The organism is Stenotrophomonas sp. KH_052 (assembly GCF_057838755.1).
On the sequence record NZ_CM174475.1, the window covers coordinates 2143828 to 2165415 of the forward strand.

Consider the following 21588-nt stretch of genomic DNA (forward strand, 5'->3'; position numbering starts at 1 on the left):
GATGTATTCACGCCGTCCCCCGCAACCGGACCCACCCCGCCATCTCGCGGAATGCACGCTGTTGCCGTTGCCTTGGTTTGAAGCCTCTGCGGGTGCAGGGCGCAGCCCTGCCAGGACAACCCACCCCATTCAGGCAGGTAAGTGCAGGTCACAGGATAAGCAGACGCCTTGTTGTGCCCGCCCATCGGGTCCACATTCCTGTGCAGGAGACGGGCCACCGCCCGTTGTCGAGACACCAGGAGACCTGCATGTCCGCTGCCCCCACCACCGCCATTTCCCGCGATCCGGCCACTGGCCAGCAGATCGCCAGCCATCCCTTCGCCACCGACGCCGAACTGGAAGCGATCCTTGACCGCGGCCAGGCCGGCTTCGCGGCCTGGAGCGCCAGGAGCCTCGAACAGCGGGCGGAGGTGCTGCGCGCGATGGCTGCCGTACTGCGCCGTGACCGTGAAAAGCTGGCCGCGCTGGCCACCGCCGAGATGGGCAAGGTGCAGGCCGAATCGCTGGCCGAGATCGAGAAGTGCGCCGTGCTGTGCGACTGGTACGCCGACAACGGTGCGCAGTTCCTGCGCGACGAACCGACCCAGGTGCCCGACGACAAGGCTTACGTGTCCTACCTGCCGCTGGGCGTGGTGCTGGGCATCATGCCGTGGAACTTCCCATACTGGCAGGTGATGCGCGCGGCGGTGCCGATCCTGATGGGCGGCAACGGCTTCCTGCTGAAGCCGGCCGAGAACATCGTCGGTACCGCGCAGCTGCTCGACGCGGCGTGGCGTGATGCCGGTCTGCCGGACGGTACCTTCATTGCCGCCAACATCAGCCGCGAAGGCACCAGTCGTGCCATTGCCGATGACCGCATCGCGGCGGTGACCCTGACTGGCAGCGTGGCCGCCGGCCGCAGCATCGCCGCCCAGGCCGGGCAGGCGCTGAAAAAGGTGGTGCTGGAACTGGGCGGCTCGGACCCGTTCATCGTGCTGGCCGACGCCGATCTGGACGCTGCCGTCGAAGCGGCGGTGGCCTCGCGCTTCCAGAACACCGGCCAGGTCTGCATCGCCGGCAAGCGCATCATCGTCGAAGACGCGGTCTACGATCGTTTCGTGGCGCAGTTCTGCCAGAAGGTGCAGGCACTGACCATTGGCGACGGCCGCGACCCGGCGAACCGCATCGGCCCGATGGCGCGCCAGGATCTGCTGGAGCAGCTCGACGCGCAGGTACGTGCTTCGGTCGACGCCGGTGCGCAGCTGCTGGTCGGCGGTCACCAGCTGGATCGTCCGGGTGCGTTCTATGCACCCACCGTGCTGGCCGGGGTTGAGCCAGGCATGCAGGCCTTCGACACCGAAACGTTCGGGCCGGTGGCCTCGATCAGCCGCGCCCGCGACGCCGACCATGCGGTGGAACTGGCCAACCAGAGCGAGTTCGGCCTCAGCGGCAACCTGTGGAGTGGCGACCGCGCCCGTGCCATGCAGCTGGCGCGCCGGCTGCAGACCGGCGGCGTGTTCGTCAACGGCTTCTCCGCGTCCGATCCGCGCGTGCCGATCGGCGGCGTGAAGAAGAGCGGCTTCGGCCGCGAGCTCTCGCACTTCGGCATCCGCGAATTCGTCAACGCGCAGACGGTGTGGTTCGACAAGCGTTGACGCGCAGCTTTCATCCTTCCTGCAACGATCCATCATCAGTCCAGCGAAAAGGACGGCATTCCAATGTCCAAGGGTTCAGATCTGCTTGTCGCCGCGCTTGAGAACGAAGGCGTCGAGCGTATTTTCGGCATCCCCGGCGAGGAGAACCTCGACGTGGTCGAATCACTCCGCCATTCCAGCATCGAGCTGGTCATCACCCGCCACGAACAGGCGGCGGTGTTCATGGCAGCCACCTACGGCCGCCTGACCGGGAAGCCGGGTGTGTGCCTGGCCACGCTCGGCCCGGGCGCGCTCAACTTCACCACCGGCGCCGCGTACGCGCTGCTGGGTGCGTGGCCGGTGATCATGATCACTGGCCAGAAGGGCATCGTCGCCAGCAAGCAGGCGCGTTTCCAGATTGTCGATATCGTCAGCACGATGAAGCCGCTGACCAAGCAGGCGCGGCAGATCGTCTCGGCGCGCACCATTCCGACCATCGTCCGCGAGGCATTCCGTACCGCGCTGGAAGAGCGCCCGGGCCCGGTGCTGCTGGAGCTGCCCGAAGACATCGCGGCCGATGAGGTCGGGGACGTAGCGCTGATTCCGCCGCACGCGGTGGATCGTCCCATTGCCAGTCCGGAAGCACTGGACCGCGCGGCGGAGATCATCCGCAATGCCAAGCGCCCGCTGCTGATGATCGCCTCGGCGGCGTCGCGGCCGCAGTCCAGCGAAGCGTTGTCGGCCTTCGTGTTGCGCGCGGGTATTCCGTTCTTCACCACGCAGATGGGCAAGGGGGCGGTGGCCGGTGGCTCGGGCCTGTACATGGGCACCGCCGCGTTGACCGAGCGTGACTACGTGCATATGGCCATCGACCAGGCCGACGTGATCGTGACCATCGGCCATGAGGTCACCGAGAAACCGCCGTTCGTGATGCGCCCGGGTGGGCCGACCGTGATCCATATCGGCTATTCGCAGGCGGCGGTGGAGCAGGTGTACTTCCCGCAGGTGGAAGTGATCGGTGACATCGGCCGTTCGCTGACCCAGCTGGCCGACCGTATCGAAGGTGCAGTGCCGAACGCCGACGCGCTGCTGCCACTGCGCGCGACCATTCTAGAACACCTGGCTGACCGTGCCGAGGAAGCTGGATTCACCCCGCAGCGGCTGGTGCACGACGTGCGCCAGGTGATGCCGCCGGACGGCATCGTGGCGCTGGACAACGGCATGTACAAGATCTGGTTTGCGCGCAATTACCGCACCCAGGTGGCCAATACGCTGCTGCTGGACAACGCGCTGGCGACGATGGGCGCGGGCCTGCCGTCGGCGATCATGGCCTCGATCCTGTACCCGCAGCGGCGGGTGCTGGCGGTGTGCGGCGATGGCGGTTTCATGATGAACAGCCAGGAGCTGGAGACCGCGCGCCGGCTGGGCCTGAACCTGGTGGTGCTGATCCTCAACGATGGCGCCTACGGGATGATCCGCTGGAAGCAGGCGGTGGATGGCTTCACCGACTACGGCATGACCTTCAGTAACCCGGATTTCGTGAAGTATGCGGAAGCCTATGGCTGCAAGGGGCATGAGGTGACGGCCATCGAGCAGTTCATCCCGACGCTGGAGGCGGCGTTCAACGAGGGTGGGGTGCACCTGGTATCGGTGCCGATCGACTACTCGGAGAACCAGCGGGTGCTGGTGGACGAGCTGCGTCAGGCGTTCCCGGGGAACGGGTAGAAACAGGTGGTTGGTAGCGCCGGGCCATGCCCGGCGGATTTCTGCGACCTGTCCGCCGGGCATGGCCCGGCGCTACCGCGTTGGCGGACGGTAGATCCACGCCATGCGTGGATGGCGGACCGCATACATAGGCCACGGAAAAGCGCCAACCAAGGTTGGCGACCACCAGGGCAGGGCGCCGGCCCAGGGCTGGGGCGGGGCGGTTTTGGTATGCTGGGCAACCGGCTGTGCCGGGCGCAACATCCCCCCTCACTACACGATTCCCGCAGATCCATGAGCGAAGCTACCGATACCCCCCCCGTTGACGAAAACAAGTTGATCGCCGAGCGCCGCGAGAAACTCAAAACGCTGCGTGGGCAGGGCATCGCGTACCCGAACGACTTCCGTCGCGAGGACTTCGCCGGCCGCCTGCAGGAAGAATTCGCCGACGCCGAGCAGTGGACCGCTGAGGCCCTGGAAGGCAACGGCCGCCAGGTGAAGATGGCGGGCCGCCTGATGGCCAAGCGCATCATGGGCAAGGCCAGTTTCGCGCAGATCCAGGACGAGTCCGGCCGCATCCAGCTGTTCCTGCAGGGCACGGTGCTGGGCGATGCCTATACCGCCTTCAAGGGCTGGGACGTGGGCGACATCATCGCCGTCGAAGGCGGCCTGACCCGTACCAAGACCGGCGAGCTGTCGGTCAAGGCCGAATCGATCCGCCTGCTGACCAAGTCGCTGCGCCCGCTGCCGGACAAGTGGCATGGCCTGGCCGACGTCGAGCAGCGCTACCGCCAGCGCTATGTCGACCTGATCGTGACCCCGGAGTCGCGCGCGGTGTTCATCAAGCGCTCGAAGATCATCCGCGCCATGCGCGCGTGGCTGGACAACCGCGACTTCCTCGAAGTCGAAACGCCGATGATGCATTACATCCCCGGCGGCGCGGCGGCCAAGCCGTTCACCACCCACCACAATGCGCTGGACCTGGACCTGTACCTGCGCGTGGCGCCGGAGCTGTACCTCAAGCGCCTGACCGTGGGTGGCCTGGAGCGCGTGTACGAGATCAACCGCAACTTCCGCAATGAAGGCGTCAGCACCCGCCACAACCCGGAATTCACCATGATGGAGCTGTACGAGGCCTATGCCACGTACAACGAGATCATGGACCTGACCGAAGGCGTGATCCGTGACGTGGCCACGACCGTCAACGGTTCCACCGAAGTGGAGTGGGATGGCGCGAAGATCGACCTGGGCCCGGCGTTCCGCCGCTGGCGCATGGATGAGGCGGTCCGCCACCACAACCCGGAAATCTCCGCTGCCGACTGCACCGACCGCGATGCACTGCTGCGCCATTGCGAGCGCTTGAAGATCCGCGTCAAGCCGTCCTACGGCTGGGGCAAGCTGCTGCTGGAGATCTTCGAGGCCACGGTCGAGCACACCCTGATCCAGCCGACCTTCATCACCGACCATCCGGTGGAGGTCTCGCCGCTGGCCCGTGCCAACGACAACGATCCGGGCTACACCGACCGCTTCGAGCTGTTCGTCAACGGCAAGGAGCTGGCCAATGGCTTCTCCGAGCTGAACGACCCGGAAGACCAGGCCCAGCGTTTCCAGGCCCAGGTGGCGGCGAAGGAAGGCGGCGATGACGAGGCCATGCACTACGACGCCGACTACATCCGTGCGCTGGAGTACGGCATGGCACCGACCGGCGGCCTCGGCATCGGCGTCGATCGCCTGGTGATGCTGCTGACTGGCAGCAGCTCGATCCGTGACGTGCTGCTGTTCCCGTACATGCGTCCGGAGCAGTAAGTCGTCTTTTTGACTCCTGTTTGTGCGCGCCGTCGCGAAATGAGACGGCGCGATTGACGCCTCCCGCACTCGGCGTATCGTTAATGCACTACCTTGACGTCTGTTGTGGCTTGATCGGCGCCAGGGGGAGTGCGCATTGTGGAGAGTCCGCTTCACAATGTGATGACGATCATGAACCGGGACGCATGACACGGGAGTCAGGCCGATGCAGGGTGCGAGCGTTCGCAGCGGCAGGGTATCCTCGCCTGCTGATGATCCAGCATGGTCGAGAAACCAGGCAGAGTACGCGTTGAACATCGTCATTGTTGACGACCAGACGTCCGCCCGGACGATGCTGCGTCACGTCATCGAAGATATCGCGCCGGAACTGAGCGTGTATGACTTCGGTGATCCGCTGACCGCATTGGCCTGGTGCGAGGCGCATCCGGTCGACCTGCTGCTGCTCGATTACCGCATGCCGGAAATGGACGGGCTGGAGTTCGCCCGCCGTTTCCGTCGCCTGCCCAAGCATCGCGACATTCCGGTGATCCTGATCACCGTGGTCGGCGACGAGCCGATCCGTCAGGCGGCGCTGGAAGCGGGGGTCATCGACTTCCTGGTCAAGCCCATCCGTCCGCGCGAACTGCGCGCGCGCTGCTACAACCTGTTGCAGCTGCGCCAGCAGACCGAGAACGTGAAGCAACGCGCGTTGTCGCTGGAGCAGCGCTTGCTGGCCAGCATGCACGAGGTCGAGGAACGCGAGCGCGAGACCCTGTCGCGGTTGGCACGGGCGATCGAGTTCCGTGATGCCGGCACCAGTGCCTACCTCGAACGCATGGCGCGCGTGGCGGGGCTGATCGCCGAGCAGCTGGGCCTGCCCGAAGACGACGTGCGCCTGATCGAGATGGCCGCGCCGCTGCATGACATGGGCAAGATCGCCATTCCCGATGCAGTGCTGCTCAAGCAGGGCAAGCTCAACGACGAGGAGCTGGCGATCATGCGCCGGCACCCGCGCATCGGGCACGAGCTGCTCAGCGGTAGCCAGAATCGCTTCATCCAGGTTGGTGCGCTGATCGCGCTGCGTCACCACGAGCGGTATGACGGCAGCGGCTATCCTGATGGCCTGGTCGGCGAGGCGATTCCGCTGGAAGCGCGCATCGTCGCCGTTGCCGACGTTTTTGATGCCCTGATTTCGCCCCGTCCGTACAAGGAAGCATGGACCATGGAAGCCACACTGGCCTATCTGTACGCCCAGCGTGGCCGACTGTTCGACCCGCGCTGCGTGGATGCGCTGATGCGCGGTCACCAGCAGTTGATGGATATCTGCGCCCAGCACTCGACGGCATCGACGCGACCGGGTGGGTGACATGCAGGACCTGTTCGCACGCGTGAAGCGCCGGTTGGCGCAGCGTCCGGATTCGGAGCATGGCCAGGCGATCGTGCGGGTGGCGCTGATCTCGCTGATCCTGGTCTATGTGCTGCTGTCCGGAGCACGCCTCCACCGTCTGGAGCAGTACCAGGGCGTGCTGGCGACGGTGCTGACCGGATTGGGGCTTTCGCTGCTGCTGTTCGGTTGGCTGCTGTGGAAGCCGGAGCGCTCCGATCCGCGCCGGGTCGCCGGGATGCTGGCCGACTACGGCTTGATCGCCATCGGCATGATCCAGATGGGCGAGCCGCTGGCCTGGGTGTATGCGGTGGTGATGTGGGTGACGGTCGGCAATGGCCTGCGGTTCGGCTCGCGCTACCTGGCTGCGGCCATCGTGCTGGCGATGGCCAGTTTCGGTACGACCGTGTTGATGACCCCTTACTGGCAGGCCAACCTGGGCCTGGCCTTTTCCCTGTGGCTGGGACTGCTGGCGGTGCCGTTGTGCTGCTCGTCCCTGCTGCGCCGAAGGATGCGACATCCGACCATGGATACGACCCCCGCCGCTGCCTCCCCCAACCGCTCGTTGCTGGCCCGCTTCAAGCAGCGCCTGTCCGGGCGCGAGGACAGCGAGCACGCGCAGAACCTGATCCGCATCGTCATCACCGCGCTGTTCATCAGCTACCTGGGCTGGCGTTCGCTGAGCGGCGGTGGCGAAGCGCTGACCACGACCTGGTTGATCCTGGCCTTCGAGCTGACCATTTCCGCCGGCCTGCTGGCGGCGATCCTGGTCAATCCCGGCGCGTCGCATGTGCGCCGGGTGATCGGCATGCTGACCGATTACACCTGCATGGCCTGGATCATGACCATCCAGGGTGAGCCGGCGGCACCGCTGTATGCGGTGATGCTGTGGGTCACGATCGGCAACGGCATGCGCTACGGCAGCACCTACCTGCGCGTGGCCACGGCCATGGGCTGCCTGGCCTTCCTGTGCACGGTGATGCTGTCGCCGTACTGGCGCGGCCACGACTATCTGGGCTGGGGCCTGCTGCTGGGCCTGGGCGCGATTCCGCTGTACTTCGATTCGCTGCTGCATGCCTTGACCCGGGCGGTGGCAGAGGCGCGCCAGGCCAACGAAGCCAAGAGCCGTTTCCTGGCCAACATGAGCCATGAGTTCCGCACGCCGTTGAACGGGCTGGCCGGCATGACCGAAGTGCTGGCCACCACCCGCCTGGACGACGAGCAGCGCGAGTGCCTGAACACCATCCAGGCCTCGACCCGCAGCCTGCTGGCGCTGGTGGAGGAGGTGCTGGATATCTCCGCGATCGAGGCGGGCAAGGTGCGCGTGGAGTGGCACGAGTTCGCGCTGGCCGACGTGCTGCAGGCGATCAACCTGATCCTGACCCCGCAGACCCGCTCCAAATCGCTGGACTATCGCGTGCAGGTGGATGACAACGTGCCGCCGCGCCTGCTGGGTGATGCCGGTCATCTGCAGCAGATCCTGCTCAATCTGATGGGTAACGCGGTCAAGTTCACCGACAGCGGCTACGTGCATCTGCGCGTGTCCAGCCCCGATGTGCTGGGTAGCGAGCGGATGCGCCTGCGATTCGAGATCGTCGACAGCGGCATCGGCGTACCGGTGGCGCTGCGCGGCCGGCTGTTCAATGCCTTCGAGCAGGGCGATGTCGGCCTGGCCCGCCGCCATGAAGGCACCGGTCTGGGCACCGCAATTGCCAAGGGCCTGGTCGAGTCGATGGGCGGGCAGGTCGGTTATGCGCCGAACAGCCCGCGCGGCAGCGTGTTCTGGGTCGAGATCACGCTGGACGTGGCAGAGACCTCATCAGCCCCGGCGGTTCCGTCCGAGGTGGCTGAAGCCGGCAATGTCATCGCATTTTCCAATCCCTTCCTGCGTCATCGTGCCCGGGTGCGCAGCCTGCGCGTGCTGGTGGCCGACGACCACGAAGCCAACCGCATGGTGCTGCAGCGGTTGCTGGAGAAGGCCGGCCACAAGGTCACCTGCGTCAATGGCGGCGCCGAAGTGCTCGATGCGTTGGAGCAGGCCGGTTACGACGCAGCGATCGTCGATCTGCACATGCCCGGCATGAGCGGACTGGACCTGCTCAAGCAGTTGCGGGTGATGCAGGCCAGTGGCATGCCTTACGTTCCGGTCATGGTGCTGAGCGCGGACGTCACCCCCGAGTCCATCCTGCGTTGCGAGCAGGCCGGTGCCCGCGCCTTCCTTGCCAAGCCCGTGGTGGCCACCCGTCTGCTGGAAGTGCTGGCCGATGTCGCCGCCAACACCCGCGCCGAGTCCGGCATCCAGTCGGTGCCGGCATTGCCGGTTGGCGATGGCGTGCTCGATACCGCGGTGCTGGACGAGCTGGCGTCGCTGGGTATGGGCGATGGCTTCGAACGCAAGTTCATCGACCAGTGCCTGGTGGATGTCGACGCGAGCATGGGCCAGCTGCAGGCCTGCGGTGAAGGCCAGGCCTGGGAGGACTTCCGCGAGCACGCCCACGCCCTGCGCGGGGTGGCGAGCAACCTGGGGCTGGTCCAGGTTGCCGCCTCCAGTGGCGAGATCATGCGCATGGCGGACTGGCAGTTGAAGGGCGAGTGGGTGACCCGCCTCGGCAGTCTTGCCACCGCCCTGCGCCTCGGCAGGAATGCACTGGCCGCCCGCAGCGCGGACATCGCGCGCCGTGACGACAGCGAGCGCAGCCCGTCCTGAACCGCCGCGCTGTCAGGCCGGGTCGCCATTGCGCCGGGCCTGTGCCCGCACCAGCCGGTCCATGGTACGCAGGGACTTCTCGCCGAGCTGCATGGCGGTATCCACCCAGATCTCGGTGATCCGCATCATTTCGTGCAACGGCACCATGCTGGCGATCTCGTTGACCTCGCGCATCGCGGCCCAGGCATGCGGGATCCGCCGGCTGTCCTTGATCACCTGTTCGACCGCGGCAACGCCTTGGCCGACCGGCACCACGATGTCGACCAGCCCCATCTCCTTGAGCTGGCTGGCGGTGTAGAGGTTGCCTTCCAGCATGATCTTCTCGGCCAGGCGCGGGCTGATGCGCTGGCACAGGAAGGAGTAGGCGCCCATGCCGGGGAACAGGTCGAACAGCACCTCCGGCAGGCCCATCAGCACGCCTTCCTCGGCGACGATGGTGTGGCAGCTCAGCGCAGCTTCGAAGCCGCCGCCCAGTGCATTGCCCTGGACCAGGGCGATGCTGTGCGCACGTGCACCGAGCCCGGCATGGAAGGCGTGCACGCCGCGTACGCAGCGCTGGGCATAGTCGAGCAGGCGGGCGCGGTCGCCTTCGCGGATCAGCCGGCAGAACAGCTCGAGGTCACCACCCAGGTTGAACACGTCACTGTCCGAGGCCAAGACGACATGGGGTGACAGGACGTGCGAGGCGCTGAGGCGTTCGCCCAGTTCGCGCTGGTAGTCGACGATGTCATCGACCAGGCGCGAGGCGAAGCAGGGCCGGCCCGGCTGGTTGACCAGGTTGGCATGCATGTGGATCCAGTAGACATCCCGCTCGGGCTCTTCGGTAATGCGCAGGGTAGGGTGCAGCGAGGGGCGGGTGATGATGGGGCGTACTGCAGACATGGGAGTTCTCCGTGTGACCGTCCGGCCAACCGCAGAGCGGACGGAGAGGAGTGAGGGGAGGCGAGCTGAACGTGCGGCGGCGACTGATTCTATGCACCCGTCGTGAACCGCCCGCAAGCGCTGTGCCGGCCATGTTCCGGTAATAAAAAGACCCCGCCGTTGCCGGCGGGGTCCCTGTTCTGCTCGCTTGCCCGGAAACCCTTACGGGGCGGGCGTATCACGCAGCTCGCGACGGAGAATCTTGCCGACGTTGGTCTTCGGCAGCTCTTTTCGGAATTCTACGATTCTGGGGTGCTTGTAACCGGTCAGGTTTGCCCGCGCATGTTCCTTGACCATTTCGGCGGTCAGGTTCGGGTCTTTCTTCACGATCACAACCTTCACCACCTCGCCGGATTTTTCATCCGGGACGCCGACCGCGGCCACTTCCAGCACGCCCGGCATCATCGCGATGACGTCCTCTACCTCGTTCGGGTACACGTTGAAGCCGGACACCAGGATCATGTCCTTCTTGCGGTCGACGATGTAGAAGAAGCCCTGCTCATCCATCCTGGCCATGTCGCCGGTGTGCAGCCAGCCGTCGGCGTCAATGGCGGTGGCGGTCTCTTCCGGCCGCTGCCAGTAGCCCTTCATCACCTGCGGGCCCTTGATGCACAGTTCGCCCACTTCACCCAGCGGCAGGATGTTGCCGTTGTCGTCCTTGATGCAGGCATCCGTGGACGGGATCGGCAGGCCGATCGAGCCGTTGTACTCGGGCAGGGTGAGCGGGTTGATGCAGGCCGCCGGCGAGGTTTCGGTCAGGCCATAGGCCTCGACCAGGGTCACCCCGGTGGTCTTCTTCCAGCGTTCGGCCACGGCGCGCTGCACCGCCATGCCGCCACCCAGGGTGAACTTGACCGAGGAGAAGTCGATCTCGTCGAAGCCCGGGGTGTTGAGCAGGCCGTTGAACAGCGTGTTGACGCCGGTGATGGCGGTGAAGCGGGTGCCCTTGAGCTCCTTGACGAAGCCCTTCATGTCGCGCGGGTTGGTGATCAGGTGGTTGCAGCCACCGAACTTCATGAAGACCAGGCCGTTCGCGGTCAACGCGAAGATGTGGTACAGCGGCAGAGCGGTGATGATCACTTCCTTGCCCGGCTCGATGCCCGAGGTGGACAGCCACGCAGACGCCTGCTGCATGTTGGCGATCAGGTTGCGGTTGGTCAGCATCGCGCCCTTGGCCACGCCGGTGGTGCCACCGGTGTACTGCAGGAAGGCGATGTCGTCATGGTCGATCTCGACCGCCGGAAGCGTGTGCCGGCTGCCCAGCTTGAGCGCCTGCTTGAAGCGGATCGCGCCCTTGATGTGGTAGTTGGGCACCATCTTCTTGACGTACTTCAGCACGAAGTTGACGATCGCGCCCTTGGCGCCGAGCAGGTCGCCCAGGCCGGTGGTGATCACGTGCTTGACCGGCGTATCGGCGATGACCTGCTCGACGGTGTCGCCGAAGTTGTCGACCACCACCAGCGCGCTGACGCCGGCGTCGACCAGCTGGTGCCTGAGTTCGCGCGCGGTGTACAGCGGATTGACGTTGACCACGGTCAGGCCGGCGCGCAGCACGCCGAAGGTGGCCACCGGGTACTGCAGGCAGTTGGGCATCATCAGGGCGACGCGGTCACCCTTCTTGAGCTTGAGCTCGCCCAGCAGGTAGGCCGCGAACTGGTTGACCAGCGTGTCGGTCTCGCCGTAGGTGATGACCTTGCCGAAGCTGGAGTAGGCGGGACGGTCGCGGAATTTCGCGACGGAGGCGTCGAAGACCGAGGCTACCGAATGGAATTCGTTGACGTCGATTTCGGCGGGAACGCCTTTCGGATAGCTCTGCAGCCAGGGACGATCCAGACTCATATTCCCCCTCCAGGAATCGTGATGATTTAGGTTACGGCCCTGAGCGTATCGACAATGGCCGTTCATTGCAGCATACCCCGCCGTAGGGAAAACGCGAAGAGGCCCCGAGGGGCCTCTTTGCTTGGTAGTGCCGGCCGCTGGCCGGCATCTGCGCTCGATCGGGATTCCGGTGGATGCCGGCCAGCGGCCGGCACTACCGTGGCCCCAAGCGGGGCGCTTGCGTCAGCCCTGCTTACGTACCGGTGCGCCGTTGGCCTTGTAGTACGGCGCGGTGCTGCGGGCCAGCGGGGTACGGCCGCGGATCACGTCGGCCAGCTTCTCGGCGATCATGATGGTCGGCGCGTTGAGATTGCCGGTCACCACCTGCGGCATGATCGAGGCATCGACGATGCGCAGGCCTTCCAGGCCGTGCACGCGGCCCTGGCCGTCGACCACCGCCATCGGATCATCGGCGTGGCCCATCTTGTTCGAGCACGACGGGTGGTAGGCGGTCTCGGCATGCTCGCGCACGAACGCGTCGATCTGCGCATCGGTCTGCAGCGCACTGCCCGGGGAGATCTCGCGGCCGCTGTACGGCGCCAGCGCCGGCTGCGCGAAGATCTCGCGGGTGATCCGGATCGCGGCACGGAACTCGCGCCAGTCCTGGTCGTGCGACATGTAGTTGAACAGGATGCTGGGATGTTCGCGCGGATCCTTCGAACGCACGTGGATGCGGCCGCGGCTGGGCGAACGCATCGAACCGACGTGCATCTGGAAGCTGTGCGCCTTGATCGGGTTGGAGCCGTTGTAATTGATCGCCACCGGCAGGAAGTGGTACTGCAGGTTCGGCCAGTCGAACTCGGTATCGCTGCGGATGAAGCCACCGGCCTCGAACTGGTTGCTGGCGCCGATGCCGGTGCCAAGGAACAGCCACTCGGCGCCGATCGCCGGCTGGTTGTAGAGCTTCAGTGCCGGTGCCAGCGAGACCGGCTTCTTGCACTCGTACTGCAGGTACATCTCAAGGTGGTCCTGCAGGTTGGCGCCGACGCCCGGCAGGTGGTGCACCAGGTCGATGTCCAGGCTGCGCAGCAGGTCGGCCGGGCCGACGCCCGAGCGCTGCAGGATCTGCGGCGAAGCGATGGCGCCGCCGCACAGCAGCACTTCGCGGCGGGCGGTGGCACGCTGCGGCTGGTCGTTGTGCAGCCACTGCACGCCCACCGCACGCTTGCCCGAGAACAGGATGCGGTCGGTCAGCGCGTGGGTGACGATGGTCAGGTTCGGGCGCGGCTTGGCCAGGTCCAGGTAGCCACGGGCGGTGCTGGAACGACGGCCCTTCGGGGTCACCGTGCGGTCCATCGGGCCGAAGCCTTCCTGCTGGTAGCCGTTGAGGTCGTCGGTGCGCGGGTAGCCGGCCTGCACGCCGGCCTCGACCATCGCAGCGAACAGCTCGTTGTTGCCGGCCTTGGGCGTGGTCACGCGCAGCGGGCCTTCGCCACCGTGGTAGTCGTTGGGGCCGATGTCACGGGTTTCGGCCTTGCGGAAGTACGGCAGGCAGTCCAGGTAGGTCCAGTCTTCCAGGCCCGGCATGCCGGCCCAGTTGTCGTAGTCCATCGCGTTGCCGCGGATGTAGCACATGCCGTTGATCAGCGACGAGCCACCCAGCCCCTTGCCACGGCCGCAGTCCATGCGGCGGTTGTTCATGAAGGGCTCGGGATCGGTCTTGTACGCCCAGTTGTAGCGCTTGCCCTGCAGCGGGAAGGCCAGTGCCGCCGGCATCTGGGTACGGAAGTCGAGCCGGTAGTCCGGGCCACCGGCTTCCAGCAGCAGCACGCTGACATCGGCATCTTCGGTGAGGCGGGTGGCCAGCACGTTGCCGGCCGAACCGGCGCCGATGATGATGTAGTCGTACTCGTTATGGGTGCTCATGGTTGCTCTCCTGCAGGCCGGGGCGCGCTGCATGCAGGCGTCCCGGCGGAATGTCGGATCGGCACGATGGCCGGACGTGGGGCGCGCCCGGAGGCGCGCCGGTCAGAACACGCTGGCGTAGTCGCCCAGTTCCACCTGCACCGACTTGATGCGGGTGTAGTGGCCGAGGGTGGAGAGGCCGTTCTCACGGCCGACGCCGGATTCCTTGTAACCGCCAACCGGCATTTCGGCCGGCGATTCGCCCCAGGTGTTGATCCAGCAGATGCCGGCTTCCAGGCGGTGGATGATGCGGTGGGCGCGGCTGACGTCCTTGCTGACCACGCCGGCGGCGAGGCCGAAGGTGGTGTCGTTGGCACGACGCACCACTTCGTCTTCGTCGTCGTAGGCAAGGATGCTCATCACCGGCCCGAAGATCTCTTCCTTGACGATGGTCATGTCATCGCGGCAGTCGGAGAACACGGTCGGCAGCACGTAGGCACCGTTGGCCAGCGCGCCTTCGGTGGCACGGCCGCCGCCGGTCAGCAGGCGGGCGCCTTCGGCCTTGCCGCTTTCGATGTAGCGCAGCACGTTTTCCATGTGCGGGAAGCTGGTGAGCGGACCGAAGTTGGTCTCGGCGGCCATCGGGTCGCCGATGCGGATGCGCTTGACGCGCTCGACCACGGCGGCTTCGAACGCGGCCAGCATGCTGCGCGGCACGAACACGCGGGTGCCGTTGGTGCAGACCTGGCCGGAGCTGAAGAAATTGGCCATCACCGCGATGTCGGCGGCGCGGTCGAGGTCGGCGTCATCGCAGATCACCAGCGGCGACTTGCCGCCCAGCTCCATGGTCACTTCCTTCAGCGACGAGGACGCGGCGCTGGCCATGACCTTCTTGCCGGTGGCGACGCCGCCGGTGAAGGAGATCTTTTCGATCACCGGGTGCTCGGTCAGCCACTGGCCGATCTCGCGACCCGGGCCCTGCACGACGTTGAACACGCCGGCCGGCACACCGGCTTCGGTGTAGATCTCGGCCAGGCGGATTGCGGTCAGCGGGGTCACTTCGGACGGCTTGAACACCATCGCGTTGCCGGCGGCCAGGGCCGGGGCCGACTTCCACATGGCGATCTGGATCGGGTAGTTCCAGGCGCCGATGCCGGCGACCACGCCCAGCGGCTCGCGGCGGGTGTAGAAGAAGCTCGATTCGCGCAGCGGCAGCTGGATGCCTTCGATGGCGGTGGCCAGGCCGGCGTAGTACTCGACCACGTCGGCGCCGGTGACGATGTCCACGGTGGTGGTTTCGGCCAGCGCCTTGCCGGTGTCCAGGGTTTCCAGGTGCGCCAGTTCGTCGTTGCGCTGGCGCAGGATCTCGACGGCGCGGCGCAGGATGCGCGAACGCTCCATGGCAGTCATCGCCGCCCACACCTTCTGGCCTTCAGCCGCGCTCTGCACGGCGCGCTCGACGTCGGCCTGGCTGGCAACCTGCACTTCAGCGATCACGTCACCGGTGGCCGGGTTCACGGTCTTGAAGGTCTTGCCGCTGGTGGCATCGACGCGCTGGCCGTGGATGTAGAGCTGTTGGACGGGCAGGGTGGTCATGGGGCGTACTCCTTGGAAGGGGGCGGGTGCTGCAACGCTTATAGCGCGACAGCCTGCAACTGGAAGTCGATGTAGCCGTAAGCGATGCGCCGGGACTTCTCGGCATTGAACTGGCCGCCGACCAGGCTGCCGCGCAGCCACAGGCCGTCGATCATCGCGGCCAGGCCACGGGCGGCCAGGCGGGCCTGCGGGTGGGGCAGCAGGCGGTTGAACTGGTGGCACAGGTTGGAGAACAGGCGCTGGTCGTTGGCGCGCTGCAGCCGGGCCAGTTCCGGCTGGTGCATGCTGGCGGCCCAGAAGGTCAGCCAGACGCGCATCGCGGTGCCGTTGATCTGGCTGTCGTCGAAGTTGCCGTCGACGATGGCGCGCAGCTGGTCGCGCGGGTCGTCGCCGACGTCGGCGCGGTAGCGGGCGACCGCCTCCTTCAGTTCGCGCAGGATCTGCCGCATTGCAGCATTGAGCAGGCCGTCCTTGTCGCCGAAGTAATGGGCGACGATGCCGCTGGACAGCCCGGCCTTCTTCGCGATGGTGGCGACGGTCGCATCGGCCATGCCGATCTCGTCGATGGTCTGGAAAGTGGCCCGGATCAGCTGCTCGCGCCGTACCGGTTCCACGCCTTTCTTCGGCATTGTCTCTCCACGGATTGCGACCCGAAGGATCGGGCTGCCGATCATTATGCTTTTTATTGATTGAACGTTCAATCAATAAACCCTAGGATGCGCTCGCGCCCCACGCCATGGGCCCGGTTTACCGGTCCGGCCCCGCCCATGTGCTCCCTCGGACTTGATGAGACGACCCCATGTCTTCCCTGGCTCATCCCAAGCGTTCGCCCCTGCGCTTGAACCGTTTTGTCTTCTTCAGTTCCTCGGTGTCGATCGGCATCCTCGGGCTGCTCACCGTTCTCTATCCCGAAGGCAGCGAGCACTGGCTGCAATGGGCGCAGGCCGAGGTCTCGGCGGCGTTCGGCTGGTGGTACATGCTGCTGATCGTGCTGTGCCTGGGCTTCGTGCTGTGGCTGGCGTTCTCGCCGTACGGCCGCATCCGCCTGGGCCACAACGAGGAATCACCAGCCTTCGGTTACGTGGCCTGGGTCTCGATGCTGTTCTCGGCCGGCATCGGCATCGCGCTGCTGTACTACGGCGCGTACGAGCCGCTGGACCACTTCCTCAATCCGCCCGGGCAGCCCGGCGGAACGGTGGCAGCGGGCCGCGAGGCGATGGTGCTCACCTTCCTGCATTGGGGTCTGCACGGCTGGGCGCTGTACGCCCTGGTCGGCGTGGCGCTGGGTTACTTCGCCTACCGCCGGAACCTGCCGCTGGCGCTGCGCTCGGCGCTGTACCCGATCTTCGGTGAGCGCATCCATGGCCGCATCGGCGACATGGTCGATGGCTTCGGCATCCTCGCCACGCTGATCTCGATGGTCACCAACCTCGGCATCGGCGCGCTGGTGGTGCAGTCCGGCCTGGTCTACCTGTTCCACATTCCGGATACGCCGCAGGTGCTGGTGGCGATCGTGCTGGTGATGATGGTGGTGGCCACCATCGGCGTGGTGGCGGGCGTGGAGAAGGGCATTGCCTGGTTGTCCAACCTCAACGTGCGCCTGCTGTGTGGCCTGCTGCTGTTCGTGCTGGTCACTGGCCCGACCCTGCACCTGTTCGACGGCCTGATCCAGAACACCGGCGATTACCTCGGCGCGTTCGTGCGCAAGAGCTTCGACATGTACCTCAACGACCCGAAGGGCCGTGAGTGGATGGGCTCGTGGACGCTGTTCTACTGGGCGTGGTGGATCGCCTGGGCGCCGTTCGTGGGTCTTTTCGTGGCGCGCATCTCGCGTGGCCGCACCATCCGTGAAGTGATCATGGGCGTGCTGCTGATCCCGCTCGGCTTCACCCTGGCGTGGCTGTCGATCTTCGGCAATACCGCCATCGACCTGGTGCTCAATCACGGCCAGGCGATCCTGGGTGATGTGGCCCAGCACGATGCGGCGATGACGCTGTTCAAGCTGCTGGAATACCTGCCCGGCGCGCCGTACGTGGCCGGTGCCGCGGTGGTGATCGGCTTCGTGCTGTTCCTGACCCCGGTCGATTCGGGCACGCTGATGATCGCCAACCTGTGCACCCGTCGCGTTGACGATGGCGTGGAAGACGGCCATGACGCGCCGATCTGGCTGCGCGTGTTCTGGGCGGCCGGCATCACCGTGGCCAGCGTCGGTCTGCTGCTGGCCGGCAACTTCAGTGCGATGCAGACGGCGGTGGTGCTGTGCGGCCTGCCGTTCTCGTTCACCCTGGCGTTCTACATGTGGGGCCTGCTGAAGGCGCTGCGCACCGACCCGGACGCACCGCGTCGGTAGATAGCGCCGGGCCCTGCCCGGCAAACGCGAAAGCAAAGGGCCGGATCTGTGAGGATCCGGCCCTTTGCGTTTGCTTCCGGGATCCGCCGGGCATGGCCCGGCGCTACCAGTTACTTGGCTGCCAGCTGGCGCAGCACGTACTGCAGCAGGCCACCATGACGGAAGTACTCCACTTCCTTCGGGGTCAGCAGCATCACCGAAACCTCGAAGGTCTTCCTGGTGCCATCGGCCTTGGTCGCGGTGACGGTGGCACGCTTGCTGGCACCGTCCTGCAGGCCGGTGATGTCGATCACTTCCGAACCGTCCAGTCCCAGGCTCTGTGCGTTCTCGCCGTTGCGGAACTGCAGCGGCAGCACGCCCATGCCGACCAGGTTGGAGCGGTGGATGCGCTCGAAGCTTTCGGCGATGACCGCCTTCACCCCCAGCAGCAGGGTGCCCTTGGCCGCCCAGTCACGCGACGAGCCGGTGCCGTATTCCTTGCCGGCCAGCACCACCAGCGGCACCTTGTCGGCCTTGTACTTCATGGCCGCATCGTAGATCGCCAGCTTCTCCGGCTGGCCGCCGCCGGCCGGGTAGTACAGGGTGTTGCCGCCTTCCTCGCCACCGAACATCAGGTTCTTGATGCGGATGTTGGCGAACGTGCCGCGGACCATCACGTCATCGTTGCCGCGGCGGCTGCCGTAGCTGTTGAAGTCGGCCGGCTGCACGCCGCGTTCCTGCAGGAAACGGCCGGCAGGTGAATCCTTCTTGATGTTGCCGGCCGGGGAGATGTGGTCGGTGGTGATCGAATCGCCGAACAGGCCCATCACGCGCGCGCCGTGCACGTCGTCGATGCTGCCGGTCTGCATGGTCATGCCATCGAAGTACGGCGGGTTCTTGATGTAGGTGGAGGCATCGCTCCACTCGTACAGGTTGCCGTCCGGAGAAGCGATGGTGTTCCAGCGGGTGTCACCCTTGAACACATCGGCGTAGTTCTGCTTGAACATCTCCGGGCCGATGGTGGCAGCGATGACGTCGCCGATTTCCTTGTTGCTCGGCCAGATGTCACGCAGGAACACCGGCTGGCCATCGCTGCCGGTACCGAGCGGCTGGGTGGTCAGGTCGATGTCGGTGGTGCCGGCGATGGCGTAGGCCACCACCAGCGGCGGGCTGGCCAGGTAGTTCATCTTCACTTCGGGGTGCACGCGGCCCTCGAAATTGCGGTTGCCGGACAGCACCGAGGTGACCACCAGGTCGCCGGTGGCGATGCCGGCGCTGACTTCGGTCGGCAGCGGGCCGGAGTTGCCGATGCAGGTGGTGCAGCCGTAGCCGACCACGTAGAAGCCGATCTTCTCCAGCTCCTTCAGCACGCCGGCCTTTTCCAGGTAATCGGTGACTACGCGCGAGCCTGGGCCGAGCGAGGTCTTCACCCACGGCTGGCGGTTCAGGCCCTTGGCGGCCGCGTTGCGGGCCAGCAGGCCAGCACCGATCATCACCGCCGGGTTGGAGGTGTTGGTGCACGAGGTGATGGCAGCGATGACCACTGCACCATCCTTCAGGCGGACCTTGCGGCCTTCGGTTTCGATGTCGGCGTACCCCTTGGCCAGCTGTTCGTTGCCGACCGCGGCGCCACCACCTTCGTTGACGAACGAGGAGACATCGTCGCTGCGCTTGTCGCGGTTGGTGGTCAGGCCGACCAGCGCCTCGCGGTAGTTCTTCTGCACGTCTTCCAGCAGCACGCGGTCCTGCGGACGCTTCGGGCCGGCCAGCGACGGCTTCACCGTGCCCATGTCCAGTTCCAGTGTGGTGCTGTACTGCGCATGCGGACTGTTGGCGTCGTGCCACAGGCCCTGGGCCTTGGCGTAGGCTTCGACCAGGTCGATCTGCTCTTCGCTGCGGCCGGACAGGCGCAGGTAGTTCAGTGATTCGTGATCGATCGGGAAGATGCCGCAGGTGGCGCCGTATTCGGGGGCCATGTTGCCGATGGTGGCGCGGTCGGCCAGCGGCAGGTGCTGCAGGCCCTCGCCGAAGAATTCCACGAACTTGCCGACCACGCCGAGCTTGCGCAGCATCTGGGTGACGGTCAGCACCAGGTCGGTGGCGGTGGCGCCCTCGGGCAGCTTGCCGGTCAGCTTGAAGCCGACCACCTGCGGGATCAGCATCGAGGACGGCTGGCCGAGCATGGCCGCCTCCGCTTCGATGCCGCCCACGCCCCAGCCGAGCACACCGATGCCGTTGATCATGGTGGTGTGGCTGTCGGTGCCGAACACGGTATCCGGGTAGGCAACCGCCTTGCCATCCTTGTCCGCGGTCATGACCACGCGGGCCAGGTTTTCCAGGTTCACCTGGTGGACGATGCCGGTGTTCGGCGGCACCACCTTGAAGTTGTCGAAGGCCTTCTGGCCCCAGCGCAGGAAGCCGTAGCGTTCCTGGTTGCGCTGGAATTCGATCTTGCCGTTGAGGTCCAGCGCATCGGGCTTGCCGAACACATCGACCTGCACCGAGTGGTCGATGACCAGTTCGGAGGGAATCTGCGGGTTGATCTGCTCCGGCGAGCCGCCGAGCTTGACCACCGCGTCACGCATCGCGGCCAGGTCGACCACGCAGGGCACGCCGGTGAAGTCCTGCAGGACCACGCGCGCCGGCATGAAGGCGATCTCGGTGTCCGGCTCGGCCGCCGGGTTCCAGCGGGCCACGGCTTCGATGTGGTCCTTGCCGACGGTGACGCCGCCATCCTCGTGCCGGAGCAGGTTCTCCAGCAGGATCTTCATCGAGTAGGGCAGGTGGGAGATATCGAAGCGCTGGCCCAGCGTGGGCAGGCTGAAGTAGTCGTAGGTCTTGCCGCCGACGTTCAGCTGGCTGCGGGTGGAGAACGAATCGCTCATGCGGGGTAACTCCTTCTTGCGGATGGCTTGCTCTGGCCCGTGCGTGGACGGGCCTGCTTGCGGTCGCCGCGGGCCTGGTGGCCCCGGTCCTCCCAGTATGAACCCCAAACTGAATGGATTCACCCGGGCCGGGTCCGGCCTGCGGCATCGGTTCCAGACTACAGGGGAAGGTGTATGGCGTATGTCACGTTTGTGGCCGATCCTTTGCGAGGCAAGGGCTGGCGGGGTGCCGGTCCTGTTCAGGGTGGAAGTATGCCCGGGGAAGTATGTATAATTTGTGCATACTCTGGAGGGCCTACTGATGGAAGCCACTGTTGCAGAACGCGGACAGATCACCCTGCCCAAGGCGGTGCGTGATGCCCTCGGCCTGACCAAGGGCACGCTGCTGAAGGTCGAACTGGATGGCAGCCGCATCATCCTGCGCAAGAGTGTTGACGATGCCATTTCACGGGCGCGCGGCAAGTTCGCGCTGGACGGCTTCGAATCGTCCGACGCCGCCGTGCGTTCGGTGCGCGACGAGGAATAAGCCGTGATGATCGCCGTTGATTCACCGGTGCTGGTCGAGCTGCTCAGCAATGGTCCGCAGGCCGATGCCGTGGAAGCCATCCTCAGGCAGAGCCTGGTCGGTGGCCGCGTGGTGGTCTGTGGCGCGACCCTGGCCGAGGTCTGCGCATCGCTGCGCGGCGGCGCCGAGGTGCTCGAAGCGCTGGAAGAAATGGGCGTTCACTTCAACCCGATGGAAGCCAAGTCGGCGCTGCGCGCCGGCGAGATGCACCGCCGTCACCGCCAGCGCAGCGGCAGCCGCCGGAGCCTGGATGAATTCATGGTCGGCGCCCACGCACTGCTGCAGTGCGATGGCCTGATCACCTGGAACGATACGTTTTACCGCGACTACTTCAAGGGCCTGAAGCTGATCGTGCCGCAAGCCTGAGCCCACTTTT

14 protein-coding genes are annotated in these 21588 nt (G+C 65.9%); 8 read left to right on the forward strand and 6 right to left on the reverse strand.

What is annotated here, in order from left to right:
* Positions 1-248 precede the first annotated feature (248 nt).
* From AC3ITW_RS10000 to AC3ITW_RS10020, 5 genes are all read left to right on the forward strand, one after another.
* Positions 249-1634 (forward strand): NAD-dependent succinate-semialdehyde dehydrogenase, encoded by a 1386-nt coding sequence (locus AC3ITW_RS10000; RefSeq protein ID WP_489390298.1) that lies wholly within the window; start codon positions 249-251, stop codon positions 1632-1634.
* A 63-nt stretch (positions 1635-1697) separates the two neighbouring features.
* Entirely contained in the window at positions 1698-3338 is a 1641-nt protein-coding gene (locus AC3ITW_RS10005) for an acetolactate synthase large subunit (protein WP_012510938.1), read from the forward strand.
* A 273-nt stretch (positions 3339-3611) separates the two neighbouring features.
* Positions 3612-5123 (forward strand): lysine--tRNA ligase, encoded by a 1512-nt coding sequence (gene lysS, locus AC3ITW_RS10010; protein ID WP_049461174.1) that lies wholly within the window; start codon positions 3612-3614, stop codon positions 5121-5123.
* Positions 5124-5328: 205 nt separating this feature from the next.
* The gene (rpfG, locus tag AC3ITW_RS10015; protein WP_006364528.1) at positions 5329-6468 is read left to right on the forward strand and encodes a cyclic di-GMP phosphodiesterase response regulator RpfG; all 1140 of its coding nucleotides are present in this window, start codon (positions 5329-5331) and stop codon (positions 6466-6468) included.
* 1 nt (position 6469) lies between these two features.
* Positions 6470-9193, forward strand: a complete 2724-nt coding sequence (locus AC3ITW_RS10020; protein ID WP_489390299.1) for a response regulator — start codon at positions 6470-6472, stop codon at positions 9191-9193.
* A gap of 12 nt (positions 9194-9205) precedes the next feature.
* On the opposite strand, the gene rpfF is transcribed toward AC3ITW_RS10020, so the two are convergent.
* The 5 genes from rpfF to betI form a co-directional block, all read right to left on the reverse strand.
* Positions 9206-10075: a diffusible signal factor synthase RpfF gene (gene rpfF / locus AC3ITW_RS10025; protein ID WP_485616583.1), complete on the reverse strand. Its 870-nt coding sequence runs from the start codon at positions 10073-10075 to the stop codon at positions 9206-9208.
* Positions 10076-10276: 201 nt separating this feature from the next.
* Positions 10277-11953: a long-chain fatty acid--CoA ligase gene (locus tag AC3ITW_RS10030; protein WP_006364565.1), complete on the reverse strand. Its 1677-nt coding sequence runs from the start codon at positions 11951-11953 to the stop codon at positions 10277-10279.
* A gap of 222 nt (positions 11954-12175) precedes the next feature.
* Positions 12176-13858: a choline dehydrogenase gene (gene betA / locus AC3ITW_RS10035; protein WP_489390300.1), complete on the reverse strand. Its 1683-nt coding sequence runs from the start codon at positions 13856-13858 to the stop codon at positions 12176-12178.
* A 102-nt stretch (positions 13859-13960) separates the two neighbouring features.
* Positions 13961-15433, reverse strand: a complete 1473-nt coding sequence (betB, locus tag AC3ITW_RS10040) for a betaine-aldehyde dehydrogenase (protein WP_489390301.1) — start codon at positions 15431-15433, stop codon at positions 13961-13963.
* A 38-nt stretch (positions 15434-15471) separates the two neighbouring features.
* Complete coding sequence (gene betI / locus AC3ITW_RS10045) at positions 15472-16062, reverse strand: transcriptional regulator BetI (RefSeq protein WP_006364695.1); 591 nt, start codon at positions 16060-16062, stop codon at positions 15472-15474.
* A 170-nt stretch (positions 16063-16232) separates the two neighbouring features.
* On the opposite strand from betI, the gene AC3ITW_RS10050 reads away from it, so the two are divergent.
* The gene (locus AC3ITW_RS10050) at positions 16233-17783 is read left to right on the forward strand and encodes a BCCT family transporter (protein WP_065723202.1); all 1551 of its coding nucleotides are present in this window, start codon (positions 16233-16235) and stop codon (positions 17781-17783) included.
* Positions 17784-17893: 110 nt separating this feature from the next.
* Here the strand turns inward: AC3ITW_RS10050 and acnA are convergent, their stop codons facing one another.
* A complete protein-coding gene (acnA, locus tag AC3ITW_RS10055) occupies positions 17894-20647 on the reverse strand; it encodes an aconitate hydratase AcnA (RefSeq protein ID WP_006364926.1) in 2754 nt (917 codons plus the stop codon).
* A 301-nt stretch (positions 20648-20948) separates the two neighbouring features.
* Here acnA and AC3ITW_RS10060 point away from each other — a divergent pair, with 301 nt between their 5' ends.
* A complete protein-coding gene (locus AC3ITW_RS10060; RefSeq protein ID WP_006364928.1) occupies positions 20949-21173 on the forward strand; it encodes an AbrB/MazE/SpoVT family DNA-binding domain-containing protein in 225 nt (74 codons plus the stop codon).
* Positions 21174-21179: 6 nt separating this feature from the next.
* On the forward strand, positions 21180-21578 hold the full coding sequence (locus AC3ITW_RS10065; RefSeq protein ID WP_008267153.1) for a type II toxin-antitoxin system VapC family toxin: 399 nt from the start codon (positions 21180-21182) through the stop codon (positions 21576-21578).
* Positions 21579-21588 lie beyond the last annotated feature (10 nt).